The sequence below is a fragment of the Kineococcus sp. NPDC059986 genome (genome assembly GCF_040702905.1).
Lineage (GTDB): Bacteria > Actinomycetota > Actinomycetes > Actinomycetales > Kineococcaceae > Kineococcus.
In genome coordinates, this window is the sequence record NZ_JBFBND010000030.1 from 38224 (window position 1) to 55899 (window position 17676).

Annotated in this window: 20 protein-coding genes; 7 read left to right on the forward strand and 13 right to left on the reverse strand. The window is 68.3% G+C overall.

From position 1 onward, the window contains the following. Positions 1 to 534: 534 nt before the first annotated feature. The gene (locus AB0637_RS19070; protein WP_366174259.1) at positions 535 to 1026 is read right to left on the reverse strand and encodes a hypothetical protein; all 492 of its coding nucleotides are present in this window, start codon (positions 1024 to 1026) and stop codon (positions 535 to 537) included. A 245-nt stretch (positions 1027 to 1271) separates the two neighbouring features. On the opposite strand from AB0637_RS19070, the gene AB0637_RS19075 reads away from it, so the two are divergent. Next, the gene (locus AB0637_RS19075) at positions 1272 to 1427 is read left to right on the forward strand and encodes a hypothetical protein (protein WP_366174260.1); all 156 of its coding nucleotides are present in this window, start codon (positions 1272 to 1274) and stop codon (positions 1425 to 1427) included. Between the two features lie 144 nt (positions 1428 to 1571). On the opposite strand, the gene AB0637_RS19080 is transcribed toward AB0637_RS19075, so the two are convergent. The 3 genes from AB0637_RS19080 to AB0637_RS19090 form a co-directional block, all read right to left on the reverse strand. Then, complete coding sequence (locus AB0637_RS19080; protein ID WP_366174261.1) at positions 1572 to 1928, reverse strand: hypothetical protein; 357 nt, start codon at positions 1926 to 1928, stop codon at positions 1572 to 1574. Positions 1929 to 2143: 215 nt separating this feature from the next. Next, positions 2144 to 2485 (reverse strand): hypothetical protein, encoded by a 342-nt coding sequence (locus tag AB0637_RS19085; RefSeq protein WP_366174262.1) that lies wholly within the window; start codon positions 2483 to 2485, stop codon positions 2144 to 2146. Positions 2486 to 2659: 174 nt separating this feature from the next. Beyond that, a complete protein-coding gene (locus tag AB0637_RS19090) occupies positions 2660 to 3136 on the reverse strand; it encodes a hypothetical protein (RefSeq protein ID WP_366174282.1) in 477 nt (158 codons plus the stop codon). Here AB0637_RS19090 and AB0637_RS19095 point away from each other — a divergent pair. The 3 genes from AB0637_RS19095 (at position 3084) to AB0637_RS19105 (ending at position 6305) form a co-directional block, all read left to right on the forward strand. After that, complete coding sequence (locus tag AB0637_RS19095) at positions 3084 to 3488, forward strand: DUF4232 domain-containing protein (protein ID WP_366174281.1); 405 nt, start codon at positions 3084 to 3086, stop codon at positions 3486 to 3488. The genes AB0637_RS19090 and AB0637_RS19095 overlap by 53 nt on opposite strands. 54 nt (positions 3489 to 3542) lie before the next feature. Further along, positions 3543 to 4466: a signal peptidase I gene (gene lepB / locus AB0637_RS19100; protein ID WP_366174263.1), complete on the forward strand. Its 924-nt coding sequence runs from the start codon at positions 3543 to 3545 to the stop codon at positions 4464 to 4466. 318 nt (positions 4467 to 4784) lie between these two features. Beyond that, on the forward strand, positions 4785 to 6305 hold the full coding sequence (locus AB0637_RS19105; protein WP_366174264.1) for a hypothetical protein: 1521 nt from the start codon (positions 4785 to 4787) through the stop codon (positions 6303 to 6305). A 137-nt stretch (positions 6306 to 6442) separates the two neighbouring features. Here the strand turns inward: AB0637_RS19105 and AB0637_RS19110 are convergent, their stop codons facing one another. The 6 genes from AB0637_RS19110 to AB0637_RS19135 form a co-directional block, all read right to left on the reverse strand. Further along, positions 6443 to 6811 carry a hypothetical protein gene (locus AB0637_RS19110; protein ID WP_366174265.1) on the reverse strand — a complete coding sequence of 123 codons (369 nt, stop codon included), beginning with the start codon at positions 6809 to 6811 and terminating at the stop codon, positions 6443 to 6445. Positions 6812 to 6891: 80 nt separating this feature from the next. Continuing rightward, positions 6892 to 7827, reverse strand: a complete 936-nt coding sequence (locus AB0637_RS19115) for a tyrosine-type recombinase/integrase (RefSeq protein WP_366174266.1) — start codon at positions 7825 to 7827, stop codon at positions 6892 to 6894. Positions 7828 to 7966: 139 nt separating this feature from the next. Further along, entirely contained in the window at positions 7967 to 8278 is a 312-nt protein-coding gene (locus AB0637_RS19120) for a hypothetical protein (RefSeq protein ID WP_366174267.1), read from the reverse strand. A 1092-nt stretch (positions 8279 to 9370) separates the two neighbouring features. Beyond that, positions 9371 to 9625, reverse strand: a complete 255-nt coding sequence (locus tag AB0637_RS19125) for a hypothetical protein (RefSeq protein WP_366174268.1) — start codon at positions 9623 to 9625, stop codon at positions 9371 to 9373. 440 nt (positions 9626 to 10065) lie between these two features. Continuing rightward, a complete protein-coding gene (locus AB0637_RS19130) occupies positions 10066 to 11757 on the reverse strand; it encodes a methyl-accepting chemotaxis protein (RefSeq protein ID WP_366174269.1) in 1692 nt (563 codons plus the stop codon). Positions 11758 to 11966: 209 nt separating this feature from the next. Beyond that, positions 11967 to 12347, reverse strand: a complete 381-nt coding sequence (locus tag AB0637_RS19135; protein ID WP_366174270.1) for a hypothetical protein — start codon at positions 12345 to 12347, stop codon at positions 11967 to 11969. Between the two features lie 214 nt (positions 12348 to 12561). Here AB0637_RS19135 and AB0637_RS19140 point away from each other — a divergent pair, with 214 nt between their 5' ends. Further along, positions 12562 to 12993, forward strand: a complete 432-nt coding sequence (locus AB0637_RS19140) for a hypothetical protein (protein ID WP_366174271.1) — start codon at positions 12562 to 12564, stop codon at positions 12991 to 12993. Between the two features lie 62 nt (positions 12994 to 13055). On the opposite strand, the gene AB0637_RS19145 is transcribed toward AB0637_RS19140, so the two are convergent. Together AB0637_RS19145 and AB0637_RS19150 are read right to left on the reverse strand one after the other, a co-directional pair. After that, positions 13056 to 13505 carry a hypothetical protein gene (locus AB0637_RS19145; RefSeq protein ID WP_366174272.1) on the reverse strand — a complete coding sequence of 150 codons (450 nt, stop codon included), beginning with the start codon at positions 13503 to 13505 and terminating at the stop codon, positions 13056 to 13058. 282 nt (positions 13506 to 13787) lie between these two features. Continuing rightward, on the reverse strand, positions 13788 to 14111 hold the full coding sequence (locus AB0637_RS19150) for a hypothetical protein (protein ID WP_366174273.1): 324 nt from the start codon (positions 14109 to 14111) through the stop codon (positions 13788 to 13790). A 587-nt stretch (positions 14112 to 14698) separates the two neighbouring features. Between AB0637_RS19150 and AB0637_RS19155 the strand changes: the two genes are divergently transcribed. Beyond that, on the forward strand, positions 14699 to 15169 hold the full coding sequence (locus tag AB0637_RS19155) for a hypothetical protein (protein WP_366174274.1): 471 nt from the start codon (positions 14699 to 14701) through the stop codon (positions 15167 to 15169). 464 nt (positions 15170 to 15633) lie between these two features. On the opposite strand, the gene AB0637_RS19160 is transcribed toward AB0637_RS19155, so the two are convergent. Continuing rightward, positions 15634 to 16569, reverse strand: a complete 936-nt coding sequence (locus tag AB0637_RS19160) for a tyrosine-type recombinase/integrase (protein ID WP_366174275.1) — start codon at positions 16567 to 16569, stop codon at positions 15634 to 15636. A gap of 191 nt (positions 16570 to 16760) precedes the next feature. Here AB0637_RS19160 and AB0637_RS19165 point away from each other — a divergent pair, with 191 nt between their 5' ends. Continuing rightward, positions 16761 to 17291: a hypothetical protein gene (locus AB0637_RS19165; protein WP_366174276.1), complete on the forward strand. Its 531-nt coding sequence runs from the start codon at positions 16761 to 16763 to the stop codon at positions 17289 to 17291. Positions 17292 to 17676 lie beyond the last annotated feature (385 nt).

Below are 17676 nucleotides of genomic sequence, written 5' to 3' on the forward strand. Positions count from 1 at the left end.
GCCCAGCCCGATCATCGCAGCAGACCCGTCCCTGCTCTGACGGAGGTATGCGATGGCGGGCGATGGTTGGGGTCGACAGCAGGAGCACGACACTGGAGGCGGAGACGATGGCGCTGGGGTGCGGGGCAGTGGCAGCGGCGACGGGGGCAGTGGAGGGGACGACGATGCACCCACCACGTGATCTCAGGCTGGCCATGTGAGCGCCGTGGTCCTCTCGGCCGGTCCCGGGTAGGTCCGGTCGGCCAGTCCTAGCCAGCGACGCCGTCAGCGGGGACTTCGTGGTCCAGTGGGCACGCCGTCAGGAGGGTCGAGATAGGTGAGTTCCTGGGCTGCCTGGGTCTGCTTCACCGGCTTCCTGCGGGAGGGAAGCACCGTCCTGGTGAACCAGGCGAGGAAGTCGTGGAGTCGCCGAGAAGGTTGACTCATCGCCACCACCGCCGTCTTGTCATGACGGTCAGGATGCTCTCCTCGAGGGCTCACCGCCATGGTGTCCGCACGCTCGTCGCGGGATGACCGTGATGTGTGGTCGGAGCTTCAGCCGGCCCAGGCCAATAGCCGGCGCGCTGGAACGGGACCGGTGGAGGGCCACAGCCGGATGCGCCACTGGTCTCCAGGCGTGGTGGAGCCCGGCCAGCCCCGGGTGATGAAGCCCCGGCCGGTGATGAGTGCGTGGTACTCCCCGCTGGGCACGGACAGCTCGACGCCTTCCAGGGTCGGGGACTGGTAGGAGAGGCCGTACTCGTTCACGCTGAGGTGGGCCTCGTAGGCTTCTTGCCAGTCCTGCAGGTCGTCCTCAGCCGGGGCGCTCCAGCGTTCCAGCCTCAAGGGCATCTCGAAGTTGTTCTGGTGCGGGCAGGTGATGACCAGGCAGGGGCCTTCCTGGGCGATGTGGTCGCCTTGGAGGGCTTCCTGGAGCAGGGCCTCGGTGTCGAGGTCGTCGTCCCAGTAGTCGGTCCACAGGTCGAACTGGCCGTAGTCCATGGCCACGACGACGTCGTGGACGTCGATGAGGTGCGCTTGATCCACATTCAGCACTGTGGCATGCCCGCCCGCCGTGCACCGGATGATGCAGATGATCGTCGCGCTCAGCGACCGCCCGCTTTTCGTCAAGACCGCGACGTCGCCGGCCCCCAGCAACAGCGCACACAACGCGGGATGACCGTGAAGTCGGTGGACGCCAGACTGCCGGGATGGCAGGTCCCCCGACGTTGAACCGCAGTCTGGCTCGGATCAGTTAGCGTCGATACGTGGTCCTTCGCAAGCTTGTCCTAGTGCTCCTCCTGGTGGCGCTGATCCTCCTCGTCGCAGGAGTCATCGTCTCGCTGGTCCAGGCTTCTTCAGACGCGTGGAAGGGAACTGGCGGCATCTTTGTCTGCGTGGTGCTGCTCTTCGTCGTCCGCACCCGTATGCCGAAGGGGCGCCCCTGAGACAGGGGCAGTCCCAACGGACTTCCAGTGATCGTTCAGTGGGATGACCGTGCGCTTCGCGCGCACCGCGGGATGACCGTGAAGTAGCTGGCTTCGGCGCCGTGCCGTGAACACACGGCTAGGAGCCTGTCTGGTGAGGGACTGTCAGCCCAGAGAGGGGCGGGTGACCTCACCGACGAGCAGGGCGAGGGTGGTGCCGTCGTCGGCTTCCCAGTGCTGCAGGGTGCCCTCAGGTTCCTCGAAACGGACGAAGCCGGCTGCGGCCAGTCGACGACGTGTCTTTTCGCTGGCGATGACCTTGGAGCCGCAGTGACCGGTGCCGGGGCAGCAGCCCATCGAGTTGAGCACGATGACGTCAGCGGTGGACAGCAGCACGCCCTGACGCTTGGCGACGTCGTCGTGGATGAGGTGGTGCAGGCGGGTGCCGTCCCAGAAGCGGTCGTCGTCGGTGTACTCCGGCTCCCCGCGACGCAAGGGGGAGCCGCTGTGGTCCAGCACCATGCCTTCAGTGTGCAGGCAGCCGGGGGCCGATGGGGGAGGTCACCTCGTTGGGGCATCCGAGGACCCGGGGACGCACGAACCTCGCGGGATGACCGTGATGTCGCAGACCCGCCATGGCCACCCTCAGATAGCCGGATGACCACGTTTAAGCCCGGTCGCCGACGTGGGCTCCGTGCACTTGCAGGGTGCGCTGCTCTCCAGCATTGCCTCTCCGGTCAGCATCCCCAGCTGACTACCACCACCGGCTGACCCTCGCCGGTGGACGGTGTGAAGTACCAGATGGTCCCTTCAGCCCCGTTGGCTGGATCAGCGACATCCGTGGAGCGAGAAAAGACACGGGCCTGGATCAGCAGGTCCAGACGCTCTGAAGGGTGCACGTCGCGTTCGGCGTGCTCTTCCTCCAAGACGACGATGGCCTTCTGCCGCGCTGCTTTCATGTCTCGGCTGCGTGCGCTGCCGCCCCAGCGGTACTCCGTCACCCCGTCGGTGAGCACTTCGAGGTAGTCGACCCAGGTCCAGGGGTTGACGACGTCGTGCGTCTTGTCTGCTCTGGCCACGACTGATCTTGACAGCGCGCAGCGCTGAGTGTCCTGGCAGCTGAGCCTCACGTTCCGGTTCCCCAGATCGCGCTAATCGGCGGGATGACCGTGACTTCGGTCCAACCCGCAGAGCGCAACGTGGCCAGGAGCGCCAGCTTCGGCGGTGACGCGGTTGCTCCGCGGTGCCTCCGTTCACTGCGCGTATGGGGTTGGCGACGTACGCTCAGGCGCGCCGCGACAGACGGTGCCTGGGGCAACGATGGGGGATGACCAGATGAAGGCCTGCGCGCGCAGCGTTTTCGCGGTCGCTGGAGTGGTCGTCGTGTTGAGTGCGGCGGCGTGCGGTGGTGGTGAGGACAGCAGCTCACCCTCGCCCAGCGCGACGGCAGCTTCCTCGGCCAGCACGACGCCTTCGGTCAGCACGACGCCCCAGCCGTCCGTGTCGGCGTCCCCGTCCGCTTCCTCCTCGTCTGGCCCCGCGGGCGCCGTTGCTGCTGCATCCGGTGGCTCAGCAGTTGCGCCGCCTGCCGGGCAGCCGGCAACTCCGGACCCGACGTCCAGCCCGGCGCAGACCACCGCGCCGGGAGAATGTGCGGCGGACCAGCTCACGATCGCTCTGGGCAAGTTCGAGGCCGCGGGTGGGTCCAGCTTCGTGCCGGTGGTGTTCACCAACTCTTCTCAGCGGGCGTGCTTCGTGCGCGCCTATCCCGGGGTGGCCGCCGTCGACGAATCCGGTGTCCAGATCGCGCAGGCTGAGCGGACCCTGGGTTCGATATTGGGTGGCGCCAAGGAGGTCTCGACCATCACCCTGGCCCCTGGGCAGAGCGCCTCGGCGGGGGTCGGCGGTGTGGACGTGCCCCTCGGGGACGCCACCGACTGCGTGCAGCCCGTCGGTCTCTTCGTCACCCCACCAGACACCCGGACCTCCACCGAGGTCCGCGGCGAGGTCCCCCCACTGTGCGGTGGGTTGACAGTGCATCCTGTCGTCGCCGGCAGCTCGGGCGGGCACCTCGCGAACTAGTGGGCAAGTGGCTGGTCGTACGAGACGTTCGGCCCCGGCGGGACCACAGGTCGGGTGCAGGGAGCGTCGCGCTCGTCGCCACGAGCGCGACAGCGCGGTCATCGACACGACCGCGACGGCGCGGTCATCGACACGAGCGCCCGCGCTCCACGATGTGACCGCAAAGTCGGAGCAACTCGCCGTGGCTCCTGCTCACCGGGAGACGCGTCCACCATGATCAACGGTATGACCGACGCCCGCTCAGGTGATGAGACCACCGCGACCCTGCCCTCCGCACGGTCGAAGCAGTCACCCGTTGGAGGGTTCGGGGCGGCGGTCCGCGAGACCGTGCTGGTCCTTGCCGTGGCCCTGGTGGTCTCGCTGGTGGTCAAGACCTTCCTCGCCCAGGCCTTCTTCATCCCTTCCGAGTCCATGGAAGACACCCTGCTCAAAGGGGATCGGGTCATCGTCAGCAAGCTGACCCCCGGCCCCTTCGACCTGCACCGCGGCGACGTCATCGTCTTCTCCGACCCCGGACACTGGCTGGACCCGACCGTCGCCACCCGACGCGGGCCGGTCGGCACCGTCGTGGCCGACGCCTTGACCTTCGTCGGGTTGCTGCCCGAGGACTCCGACGAGCACCTGATCAAACGGGTCGTCGGACTGCCCGGGGACCACGTCGTGTGCACCGAGGCCCGGAGCCGGGTGAGCGTGAACGGGGTCGCGGTCGATGAGTCGGCTTACCTCAAGCCCGGAGTGGCTCCCTGCGGGAAGGTCTTCGACGTCATCGTCCCGGCGGATCGGTTGTGGGTGATGGGCGACAACCGCGACCACTCGGGAGATTCTCGCTACCACCCGGACGCGCCCTACGGTGGTTTCGTCCCGGTCGAGCTGGTCACCGGGCGGGCGGTGGCGGTGGTGTGGCCGCTGGGACGGGGTACGTGGTTGGGCACTCCGACGGACTTCGACTCCGTGACCGGCGTATCGGGGGTTTCCTAAGCTTCGAGCCGGCACGACTGCGATGTGGAAGGCAGCGCTGAATGCAGTCGAAGCCGATCCGGGTGAAGTCAGCGCAACCAGGAGACACGGCATCTACTACCTCGACTCGCTGACCTCGATCTGCTGACCGCGATTCCCCGCATGCCACCTGAAGTTGACGCCTACTCTGACCACGTGCACGGACAGCGTCGTCGACAGCCGGCTGGTGAGGTCAACGGCCCAGGACGTCGGGCGGAGGCTCGCTGGCAGTCCCGCCCGGTCGTCCTCGACCGTGCTCATCGGCGTGCTCATGGGCGTCCTCCCTGGAGAGGATCCAGCGTGCTCGCTCTGGCCGCGTCTTCCGCCGTCGCCTTGATGCTCAGTGCCTGCGCCACCACGACCGTCTCACCCTCCGGGCTCACCCCGGGTGCCGGGTCCAGCGCCGAGGTGGTGCTGCCGGCGGCGCCCAAGGTCCTAGCCCGTTTCGACGGCCTTCACCAGGAAGAGCGACCCCTCTGCCGTGACTGCTACGTCAACGTCGACACCCAGACCGCTGTCGGGGATCACCAGGTCGTCCAGCAGGTCGCCTCCGAACTCCTCGTCTACACCAAACCCAGCGACACCGACCTCACCGCCGGAGCGGCACCGCAACTGCTGTCCCTGCGCACCGAAGCCGAGATCCTCGGCTTCGGTGACGTCATCGGCCAGCACGCTCTGAACGCCCGCCTGCTCTACGACGCCGCCTCCCGCCGCTACGTCATCTCCGACATGAGCGAAGACGCCGTTTACGTCGCAGTCTCGGCCACCGAGGACGCCACCGGCCCCTGGTACGTCTGGCACCAAGACCTACCCCACAACGGCATCGACGAACCCAAACTCACCGTCACCACCGACAAGATCATCGTCGGCAGCTACGGCGTGTGGTGGGTCCTACAGAAGGCTGACGTCCTGGCCGCCACCAGCTCTCCCATGACGCCCCGCGTCAGCGTCATCGACACCGGCATCGACACCTACGGCAGCGACGACTGGGCCGCCACCAGCACCGGAACCCCCGACGCTCACCTAGTCCGCACCCTCTACAAGTCCACCCGCGGGTACGGCATGGACGGTCTCGCCGTCCTCACCGTCACCGGCACCCCCGCCGAGAACAACCTGCACGTCGCGCGCACCAACCTCACCTTCACCCACCCCCAGAACCCCCCGATCTCCGCGCCGCAACCCAACGCCTGGCACGGAGTGGGGATCGGAGCCATCAAGGCCGATGTTTACAGCGCGGTGTGGGCCGATGACCGACTCTGGGTCGCCCTCGTCGACTCCTGCACCTCCCCCGGCGCCACACCCCCCACGCCCACCGCACCCGCCACCATCACTGCTGCCGCGACCGGTGGCGCAGCCGTAGTGACCTGCATCCGGCTGGCCCAGATCGACACCGCCGGCACCGCCCCCGTCCTGCTGCGCGACCTCGACCTCGGTATCGCCGGGACCTACCTGCTACTCCCTGCCATCGACCTCGACCCCACCGGCAGCGTCAGCGTCGTCGCCTCCGCGACCTCTCCCACCCGTTACCCCAGCGTGGTGGCTGCCCAACTCAACCGCGCCGGTCACGCCTCGCCCTGGGTCACCATCCGCGAAGGTACGCACGCCCGCGATGCCGATCTCACCGACGGGCAGAACTACTGCTGGTTCGGCGACTATGCCGCCATCAGCACCGACCCCAGCAACCCTCACCGGTTCTGGCTGGGCAGCCAGGTCGCCGACCCGGACCCCAACGCCCCCGGGCACTGGATCACCGCCTTCGGTGTCGTCGACGTGGCCCCCTCCCGCCTCGTCGAGGCTCGCCCGCGGTCTATCCGGCGATAAGAAGCAGCTGCGCGTCGATGCTATTCAGATGCGGAAGCTGCGTTCAGCGGTTACTTAATCTCCAACATGTGAGCGAGGTCGTCAGCCGTCCGGGGCAGTTCGCGCGCCGCGGGATGACCAGTAGGTCGACGGGGTCCCTACGGGCCGCCGAGCAGCGAGTAGCTGACGAAACCGCGCGCTGTCTTGGCGTAGACGCCCACGGGGGCGTACGAGCCGTTGCTTACCCCGTACAGGTGGGTGCCAGCGCTGGTCACCCCCAGCTCGGTGGCACCTGAGGCAGATGCAGGCGAGGGGGGACCTTCATCGCGGCGGTAGTCGCGGTCGTCGAAGTGAATCTTGGGAGGCGTGGCAGAAGCCTGCAGCCGCCACTCCCAGGTCTGATCGTGCACCTGAAACACCCGCACGCCGAGGCCGAGGGCGACGATGCCCACCACGATCAGTGCAGCCACCTTGAGTCGCTGCAGGCTTTGAGAGTGCATCTGCTCACCATGGCAGTTGTCGAACACGGTTAGTGACGGTCCGCAATGTCTCCGCAATCAATCACCGACTTCACACGTAACGCTCTTCGTCAGAAGCGTGCGTTTGGTCAGGTGCCGGAGGCCATGTAGGCGGCGAGGATGTAGTTGGGGTGGCGGTCCAAAGTGGTTCTCGCTCGGTCATAGCGCATCGTCGTCCTGGGGTCGGCGTGGCGGGCAGCGATCTGGACGTCTCGGAGGTCGACGCCGGCGTCGAGCATCGTGGTGACGTAGGTGTGGCGCAGCATGTGCGGGTGCATCCGCGGCAACCGGATGCGGGCGTCAGCGGCGAGATGCTTGAGGCGGCGCGTGGCGGAGTGACGGTCGATGCGTCCTCCGCGGGTGTTCAACATCAGCGCTCCGCTGCCACGGTCGCCGATGGCGCGGTCCACTGCTCGTCCCACGGCCGGTGCCAGCGGGACGAGGACAATCTTGTGGCCTTTGCCGACCACCCGCAGGACGCGGTGCCCGTGTTCCTCTCCAAGGTCGGCGATGTCCAGGGCGCAGGCTTCGAAGATGCGCAGGCCCAGCAGCCCGAGCAGGCACACCAGGGCGAAATCGCAGGGGTTGGTGGAGTCTCGGGCGGTAGAGAGCATCGCTTCCAGCTGCAGGTGACTCAAGCCCAGGGTGGGTGACTCCGGCGGCACGTTGGGACGTCGGACGTAATCGGCGGGTGAGTGCTCCAGCAGTTCGTCGACGACGCAGGTCCGGTAGAAACCCGCGACCACTGACATCCGCCGCGACACCGTCGACGCGGCGAAGCGCTGGGTCTCCTGCATCCACCGGACGTAGAGCTCGATGTGCGGGCGCCGCGCCTGCAGCGGATTCAGCCCGCGCAGTTGGCACCAGGTGAGGTAGACGCGCAGGTCCGACTCGGCGTGGCGTCGGGTCTGGCCGCGGTAGCGGGCGAGGTAGGCGGCGACGGCCAGACGCAGGGGGTCAGTGCGCCAGGTCCCATCCCCGAGGGCGATGGGCAGGTGGGTGGAGGTGTCTGAAGGCTGGACCATGACCGAGCATGCGCTGAAGACAGGACGCCCGTCAGGAGTGCTTGGCGACCTCGTGCGCGATGTTTAGCGACTTCGCCCGCAACGAGGTCGTCGACGGCGACGATGATCATCACTAGCACTGACATGTCGAGTCGGGCCCTCATGACGTCGTCAAGGTCGCCGCCCACACGGCGTACCCATCGTCGCCGACCGTGCCGTGAGGACGAAACGCCCGGCGCGAAAGGAGTCGGGCCATCTCCTGGTTCTGCTCGTGGACCACCGCGGCCACGACGACCTCGCCCGCCTGCAGTTGCGCCGCGCCGGCACGCAGCAGCTGCAGGCGGGCGTCCACCGCCGAGCCACCGACCCCGCTGTGCCGGGCATCAGCCCGCACGGCCAGGACGCTGAGCTGGCCGGCGGCAATACCACTGGGGCGGAGGGTTGCCGGCTCGTACTCGCAGACGCCTTCCAAGAGCCCGTCCTCGCCCCGGTAGAGCAGTGCTCGTGGACGCCGGTCCGGTTCGCGGCGCGGGGAGGGCAGTGTGCTGGCCAGGTACTGCAGTTCCTCGATGACGTGGCGCTCCCACAGCGGTGCACGGCGGCTGAGGGCGGTGATGAAGTCCTTCAGCTCTCGCCGTGAGGTCGAGCCGTCGTGCAGCGGGATCCAGTCGTTCAGGACTGGACCTGAGACCGGCCTTGAGGCTGGACTCGTCGTGGCGCCAGGACGGTCTGCTCGATCAGCTGGTCCATCTGGGCTCCGCTTAGCCGCGGACGCCCTGTCGGGGGTGCCGGGAGCGGGCGGGGGCGGCGCAGCAGACCTCGCGCAGCGTCCTCGAGGTGGTCAGCGCCGCGCCAGCGAAGGACGCGAAGCGCCTGCCGGGTCTGATGGCTGAGCATGGCTTCATCGTAGTCGCCGGCGGCTCACCGCGCTGGGGGCTCGGACAGTCGCTGACCGGGGCTCGGTCTGGTGCAACTGACCGGATGAGGCAGTGGGCTGCTAGGGGTAGTGCGAGGAATCGGCGACGTCCACGACGCGGGATGACCGTGATGTCGGTCCTCGTCGATCAGCCTGCGATGAGACGCTGCTCTGCATGACAAGCCCTGGCCCCCGGATGCGCCGCGTCCTCGTCTACCTGGGCCTGGCCGCGAACCCTGATGGGCCTCCGCCACTGCCTCGCAGCGCCGCCAAGCCCTACCTGATCCTCTCCGGGCTGGGTCTGTTGCTGGTCGTGGTCGGCGGCATCCTGCTGCTGCTGGGCAAGATGCCCCTCTGGTTCGCCTTCTCGGCCCCTGGAGCGGTGCTGGTCGCGACCAGTGCTCAGCTCGAACGCCGCGCGCGGCGACGTCTCGGTGGAGCATCGTCGTCACCGAGTAAGGGGTAACCCGCAGACGGCGCCGATCGGAGGCCTTGATCGCCGTCGGCAACCCGCCCGCACCGCGGGATGACCGTGCGCTTCGCGCGCACCGCGGGATGACCGTGCGCTTCGCGCGTACCGCGGGATGACCGTGCGCTTCGCCCGCACCGCGGGATGACCGCACGTTCCGTGGTTGGTGGGATGACCCGTCACCCGGGGTGATCGTCGCTGACGCCGGCGAGCAGGGCGACGACCTCAGCAGGCTGCTCGTACAGTCCTACCCAATCGTGATCTTCCTCGGACCAGATCACGCCGGCCGCCACGATGCTGACGCCGTAGAACTGCAGGTCCAGGGCGAGGTCTGCGGGGAGGTGGTCGCCGGCCCGGAGGTTCAGGATCCGCTTGCGGGAGACGTCATCGGTGGTGGTCCACCACATGCCGAAGCCGGACGACTCAAGACTCACACTTCAAGCGTCGGCTGGTGAGCTCCCTGACGCGACCCGGTCGCGAAAACCCCTCGGCTGCATCCACTGGATGACACAGCCCTCACGTCCGAAGGGGTGAGGACCGCCTGCTCCATGCGGGGGAGGCAAGTCGTCGTCACAGTCCGACGCTGCCAGGAGGAGGAGTCCGTGGCCGACGACAGCACGCGCGGATCGCAACAGGACGACCGGTTGGTGCTCCTGACAGATTCGAGGCCGAGCTGATCGAGTGCCAGATCGAGTGCCAGATCGAGTGCCAGGAGGCTTCCGCCAACCCCACCTCGCTCCCGACGTCGTTCTGCTCGGCGTCCTCCTCGTCTGCTCGGCGTCTGCTTGTCGTTCTGCTCGGTAGGTGACGAGTTGTCCCCGCCCGCGATCGGGTAGGGCTGGGTGCGTGCCGGGGGTGGGTGGGCTGCGCGAGATCAGAAGCGGAAACGGCTGACGAGGGTCTGCAGCCCCGCTGCGGAACGCGACACCTCCGTCGCGGTGGCCGCGGTCTGGGTAGCGCTCTCGGTGGTCTGCTCCGCTGCCGCGGCGATCCCGGAGATGTTCGCGGAGATCTCCTGGCTTCCGCTCGACACCTCGGTGACGTTGCGGACCATCTCCGAGGTGGTGGCCGACTGCTCCTCCACCGCCGCCGCGATCGTCGACTGCAGTCCATCGATGCGGGCGATGACTTCCGCGATCTGCGAGATCGCCGTCGTCGCTGCCTCAGCATCTGCCTGAGTGGCTCCGATGCGGGTGACGATCTCCTCCGTCGCCCGGGCGGTCTGCTGGGCCAGTTCCTTCACCTCGCCGGCGACGACGGCGAAGCCCTTGCCCATCTCCCCGGCCCGGGCCGCTTCGATGGTGGCGTTCAGGGCCAGCAGGTTGGTCTGTTCGGCGATGGAGGTGATGAGCTTGACCACGTCACCGATCTCACGGGAGGAGGTGCCCAGACGCTGGATGGTGGCGCCGGCCTCATCCGCGGACATCACCGCGGTCGTGGCGGTGGCGGAGGCCTCGGCGGTGGCGGTGGCGATCTCGCGGATCGCGGAGGTCATCTCCTCACCGGCGGCAGCGACGGTGGCGATGTTGGCGGAGATTTCCTCCGTCGCGGCGGAGACCACCTGCGTTTGGGTGGCGGAGTCTTGCGCGCCCGCGGAGAGGGTGCCGGCGGTGGAGGTCAACTGCTGGGAGGAGGCGGCCAAGGCGGAGGCGGTCGTGGTGATCTCGCGCATCACCGTGGCGAGGTTGTCCATCGAGGTGTTCGTCGCGGTTGCGAGGCGACCCACCTCGTCCTTGCTGAGGTGAGTGATGCGCTGGTCCAGGCGCCCTTCACTGAGGCCTTCCACGACGGAGAGGGTCTGGGCCAGCGGTCGGGCGATGGAGCGGGCGATGAGGACGGAGATGGCGATCGCGAGTCCCAGCGCGAGGGCGGCGCAGCTCAACAGCACAGCGAACGCCTGGTGGTAGGCGTCCTTGCCGTCGCTGGCCATGGTGACCGCGGCCTTGGCCTCGACGGTGGCGAGGGTGTCCAGAGCCGATGCGGCCTTCGCGGCGGTCGGGTCGACGGCGGAGGCGCGTTGGGCGACGAACCCGGCCAGGTCGTTGGCGTCGGCGAAGGGCTGCAGTGCTTTCGCGGCGCTGCGGTAGTCGGCCAGGGCGCTGGTGTAGGTGTTCTGCTGGGTGGTGGTGCTGCCCGGGTAGGTCTTGAGGTAGGCCGTCCACGCGGCGTCCAGGGCGTCCTGATCGCTGCTCAGCTTCTGGTTCGCCGCCGCCGATGTCGTGTCGTCGGGGGACAGGGCAGAGTTGGCGAGGTCTTCACGGACCAGTCCGAACGCGGTCTGGACTTTGTCGACGCCGTCGACGGAGGCCACACCGGAGACGGAGAGGGTGTTGAGGTTGTCCTGGGCCGCTCCCAGTCGCGATAGGGCGAGTGCGGTGATGATCAGCAGGAGCAGGCAGACCACGCCGAAGCCTGCGAAGAGCTTGGACGCGACGCGGAGGTCGCGAAGCCGAGAGATCATCGAGGAACCACCCGTGACGAAGGGGACAGCGCTACCCGCTCCGGACGCCGTCTCTCCCGTCGGCTCGAACGGTGTCAACGTGAGCGTTGTCCGCACGTCGATCACTTCTCGCGAAGGCAGTGCCGCTGCGACGTCTCACTTGGGGGACGTCTTCGGGCAGTGTTGCGGCGTCGGTCCCGGGGCTTGGCGCGTCCTGCCGAACGCTGGAGAGTTGATGCACGCGGAGGATCGATCGACTTGTTCGGGGATGTCCTGCAGCGCGCCGCTCGCTTCGCGCGCTCCGCGGGATGACCGTGAGGTCGCTCCGCGGGTGATCAGTCCAGCAGCGTGCCCCAGCGAAGAGGGAAGTGCGCAAGCAGCAGGTGCTCACCCTCGTCGCTGCGCAGCAGGGCGAGCCTGCCCTTGAGTCGACCTTGCTGACGCACCTCGGGGGCACCGTCGCCGGCGGCCTGGGCGACCTGCTCAGCGTCGTGCCAGCGGTAGCCGCAGTCTCCACCGCAGCCGCAGGCATCCCACCCCAGAGCGGCACCTTCACGGGCGACCTCACGGGCCTTCTGTGCGCTGATGTCGGCGTCGAGGAGGCGGTAGCCGACTCCGCCGGGGCCGTGCAGGTCGAAGGGGGCCGGCGGCGGCGGGGTGGCCCGGACCTCTTGGACGACCTGGGCGAAGGGCACGGTGCGGTGCTGCTTGGCCATGAGGTCGAGTGTCGGCCATCTCTGCGGTGTTCGCGGGGCGATGGCGTCGATGCGGCCAACCGGTCTCGACAGGACCGCGGAGGTGCCATCCGTCCGGAACCACGCACTGTCCGCGGGATGACCGTGCGGTTGTCCCTCGATTGCTGAGTCAAGCTGCTGCCGTACAGGCCGATGGACGCTCATGACTCGTCTACGTCCAGCTTTGGTCGTCGTCTTGGCCGTAACCATCGCCGGTGCAGGCGCAGTCGCCGTCACCCCTACCGTCCAGGGCCACCTGGATCGCCCCTCGCGTGAGCAGGCTCAGCGTGTCGCCCATGCCTTGCCCGCACCTGTCGGGGCCACTGCTTCAACCGTCTGCCACGGCGACGGTCAAGTGGCGTGCTGGGAGACCGGCGCCTCCGTCGTTGACGTCGCGCAGCAGATGTCACGAGCCGTGCAGCAGGAGGCGGGGACGGCCGCCACGAGCACCTGCGATCAGGTGTCGGTGGGCACGGCGAAGCCGGCGGTCTTGGCCGACTCTTGTTTCGTGCGGGTGCGTTTCGGTGATCACGGAACGTTCGTCTTCATCGACCCCGTCAGCGACCGCGATCCGGCCACGGGGGCCGTCTCGGTCGTGGGAGCCCGAGTCAGCCTCAGCGCCGCCTGAGCGTCGCTGCTCGCGTGAGGCTTTGGCTGCGGGGGTAGTCGGGGCCAGCTAGAGCTCGGTGATCAGCGCCTTGCGTCGTCGGCCTCGTGCGATGGGGGCTGCTGGTACAGGAAGGCCAGGTTGGGGTGGGCGGTGGTGACGTCCGGCTCGGGCAGCATCGGCGCAGCGTGGTCGGGGGTGCGCTGGGTCATGGTGCGGGCGTCTTCGTCTGGGCCGGCCACCCACACCTGGCGCAGCCACCAGATGGTGGCCCAGATCAGCGGCAGACCGAAGCCGACGGCGATGGCTCCGGTCACTCCGCGCGGGGTGAGGGCACCGCCTGCGGCCCAGACGCCCAGTACGGCGAACGGGGGCGTGCTCAGCAGGAGCTTGCCGCGCCAGCCGAAGGTGACGGTGGTGGCGCGTAGGCGGGTGGTGCGGTGCACCGCGGACCAGGTGATGCGGTCGCTGACGTAGTGCCCGCCGCGGACCGCATCGGGTCGAGGCCCGTCAGGGCTGAAGGGGTCGCTCATCGGTGAGGTCCCTTGCAGTCGGCGGTGAGGTCAGCACTGCATCGGCAGCTCGAGGCGGGTTCTGGAGCAGGCTGGTGACCGAGGTGCTGACCGCTCGCTTCTCGACACGACCGTGACGTCACGGCGCTCAGGCGACCGCGCGCACAACGCGCGGGATGACCGTGACGTCGCAGACCCGCCATGGCCACCCTCAGATAGCCGGATGACCACGTCTAAGCCCGGTCGCCGACGTGGGCTCCGTGCACTTGCAGCGTGCGCTGCTCTCCAGTATTGCCTTTCCGGTCAGCATCCCCAGCTGACTACCACTACTGGCTGACCCTCGCCGGTGGACGGTGTGAAGTACCAGATGGTCCCTTCAGCCCCGTTGGCTGGATCAGCGACATCCGTGGAGCGAGAGAAGACACGGGCCTGGATCAGCAGGTCCAGACGCTCTGAAGGGTGCACGTCGCGTTCGGCGTGCTCTTCCTCCAGGACGACGATGGCCTTCTGCCGCGCTGCTTTCATGTCTCGGCTGCGTGCGCTGCCGCCCCAGCGGTACTCCGTCACCCCGTCGGTGAGCACTTCGAGGTAGTCGACCCAGGTCCAGGGGTTGACGACGTCGTGCATCTTGTCTGCTCTGGCCACGACTGATCTTGACAGCGCGCAGCGCTGAGTGTCCTGGCAGCTGAGCCTCACGTTCCGGTTCCCCAGATCGCGCTAACCGCGGGATGACCGTGCGCTTCGCGCGAACCGCGAAGACTGCGAACAACTGAAGGGCGGGCAGGGCGCCACCTCTCGACTGTCACACTGCAGGCATGGCACACCGGCCGCCGATGTCGAGGACTCGCCTCCGAGTCGTCATCACCTGCTGGGTGGTCCTCATTGCCGTCGGCCTCGTTCAGGTGGGCCGTGGGTTCAGGAGCGGCGGCGATCACTTCATCGGCGTGATCGGCGTCCTGCAAGCACTAGCGGCCGTGGGCATGGCGATTGCGACGCTGAGCGAAGATCGCCATCGTCGTCGGAACGCTACTCAGACAGCGGGCGACGTCGACGAGTAGCGCACCGCGGGATGACCGTGCTGTCGAGAGTCGATGGCTGCTTCTACCGGGTTGAGCAGGTGGCGATGTCAGCGGTCGGGGCGTCCAGCGGTCCGGCGGGGATGACCAGCGAAACTGTCTGCAGCGAGGATGGGGATTGTGAGCCGCTGCGTAACGTTGGAGGAGATCAGCGCGCTGGAAGCGCTGTACACCGCAGGTGCCAGCAAGACCCTCGCCCCGGCTCGAGCTCAGCTGGCTGGACGTTGGCAGGCGGGTGAGCGTGATCGTGAGACAGCGCTGCGCTTGGCGTTCTTGGACTGGTACTCCTGCTCCGAACCGCAGTTTCTGACGGGGCTACCCGATGTGTCCAGCTCCCAAGCGGTGGAAGAGGGCTTCTTCCTGCCAACCTGCGAGCACCTGCTGGCGGCTCACCCGGGCGATGTCGAGGTGCTCTTCGCCCTCGGATGGATGCTCACCTCCCATCCCTGGTGCGCTGGCGGTGCGTCGACGAGCGACGTCGAGGCCCGCGGGCGCGTGGTGTGGACGGCCTACCTCACCTCCCCGATCGAGCTCGGCGATGCGGTCTTCACCGATCGCGGCACCTACGGGATCTACTTCGCGCACATCCAGGCGACTCAGCGCCGGTGAGCGTCGTCGCGGCGCAGCGTGAGGTCGTGCTCCTTCAGGTACTTGAGGCATTGTCCGCTTTTCGTCATGTGCGGGCGTAGGACCGCGCGGACGGCGGGATGACCGGAAAGTCGATAGGGCAGGTCTCTGCGACGAAGCTGCGGTGGTGGGCGACCGTGGTCAGGATCAGCTTCTGCGGTGCTGCTTTCGATGATGACGGTCGACTGCAATCCCCACCCCGAGGCTGACGAGGGGCAACGCGATTCCAACGAGGCGGAGAGGCAGCGACTCCGTGTAGATGCCGATGATCGCCAGGGCGCCTCCTAAGAGGATCCCGACGACGAAGTAGCCCCGCCACGTCTTCACCTCTCGATCATGGCCGATTCGGCCGTGTGGAACGGCGGATCGGGACGACATGGGGCTGCGAGTAGCCCGTCTGGGTGACTAGGCCGACCGTCCGCTTTTCGTCAGAAGCGTGCGGTTGGTCAGGTGCCGGAGGCCATGTAGGCGGCGAGGATGTAGTTGGGGTGGCGGTCCAGGGTGGTGCGGGCCCGGTCGTAGCGCATCGTCGTCCGCGGGTCGGCGTGACGGGCGGCGATCTGCACGTCCCTGAGGTCGACGCCGGCGTCGAGCATGGTGGTGACGTAGGTGTGGCGCAGCATGTGCGGGTGCATCCGCGGTAGCCGGATGCGGGCCTCAGCGGCGAGGTGCTTGAGGCGGCGGGTCGCTGAGTGACGGTCCAGGCGCCCACCGCGGGTGTTCAGCATCAGCGCACCCGTCGGGCGGTCGCCGATGGCGCGGTCCACCGCCCGCCCCACCGCCGGCGCCAGGGGGACGAGGACGATCTTGTGGCCTTTGCCCACCACCCGTAGGACCCGGTGGCCGTGTTCCTCGCCGAGGTCGGCGATGTCCAAGGCGCAGGCCTCGAAGATGCGTAGGCCCAGCAGTCCGAGCAGGCAGACCATCGCGAAGTCACACGGGTTGGTGGAGTCCCGCGATGTGGACAGCAGCGCCTCCAGCTGCAGATGGGACAGGCCCAGCGTCGGTGACTCGGGTGGCACGTTGGGGCGGCGGACGTAGTCGGCGGGTGAGTGCTCCAGCAGCTCGTCGATGACGCAGGTGCGGTAGAAGCTGGCCACCACCGACGTCCGCCGCGAGACGGTGGAGGCGGCGAAGCGTTGGGTCTCCTGCATCCAGCGGACGTAGAGCTCGATGTGCGGGCGGCGGGCCTGGAGGGGGTTGAGTCCGCGGAGTTGGCACCAGGTGAGGTAGGCGCGCAGGTCGGAGTCGGCGTGGCGGCGGGTCTCGCCGCGGTAGCGGGCGAGGTAGGCGGCGACGGCGAGGCGGAGGGGGTCGGTGCGCCAGGTGCCGTCGCCCAGGACGATGGGCAGGTGAGCGGAGGCATCGGAGGACTGGGTCATGCTCGAGCGTGCCTCCGCGTCTGCGGTCTGCACGAGGCGCGGCTGGGTGATGAGGGCCTCAGATGACCCGCTGGAGCGGTGACGGGCGCGATCCACGATGCTGACGCGGTGCCCGCCACGACCCTGAGTCCTCCACGACGCCTGGAGGACCTGTCGCGGCCGGCGGCGTGGTCGACGGTGCGGAGGCTGCGGTGAGCGTGCACGTCTTCGTCGACGAGACGAAGGCGAACGGGTTGCTGATCGCCGCCGCCCGGGTCCAGCCCCGGCAGCTGGCCCCGACCCGCACCCTGCTGCGGGGGCTGCTGCTGGCGCGGCAGGAGCGGTTGCACTTCACCAAGGAGAACAAGGCCCGCCAAGGTCAGATCGCGGTGGCGTTGTGCGGCAGCGGGGTGGTCGTCGACCTCTACGACGCCCGCACGATCGCCGATCAGCGCCTCGCCCGGCGGCTGGTGCTGGAGCGCCTGGTCGCTGACTGCGCTGTGGCGGGGGCGCACCGCCTGGTGCTGGAGCAGGACGACTCCCTGCTGGCCAGTGACCGCCGCACCCTGCGCGCCGCGGTGCGGACTGCGGGGGTGGTCGATGACCTGGTCTACGAGCACCTGCCCCCGCGCAGTGAGCCGCTGCTGTGGATCGCGGACGCGGTGGCGTGGTGCTGGACCCACGGCAGCCTGTGGCAGGACCGGGTGGGTCCCATCATCGGAGAGGTCCAGCAGGTGCGCTGAGCCCTTCCGTGGCGCGGCGGGGCGAGAGGTCAGAAGGCCAGCAAGTCAGTGCTCGGGCTTAAACGGACCCGGACAGCGCGAAGCCCGGCTCACCCACCGTCCGGAAGGCTGCCGGGCCCACTTCACACCCCTACAGGGATGCGCACCTTTCAGTATCGGCGTCGAGTGCGGTGGGCACAAGCCGCCTGTGCCAGCACAGGCGCTCTCCTGCCGCGGCGGGTGATCGCGCGACCAGCGGGATGACCGTGCGCTCCGCGCGCACCGCGGGATGACCGTGCGCTGCGCACACCGCGGGATGACCGTAAAGTCGCTGACGGTCGCGACCTCAACGGACGAGACTGATCCTGTGGCTCAGGACCCCGCAACGGACACCCCTGGCGACGAC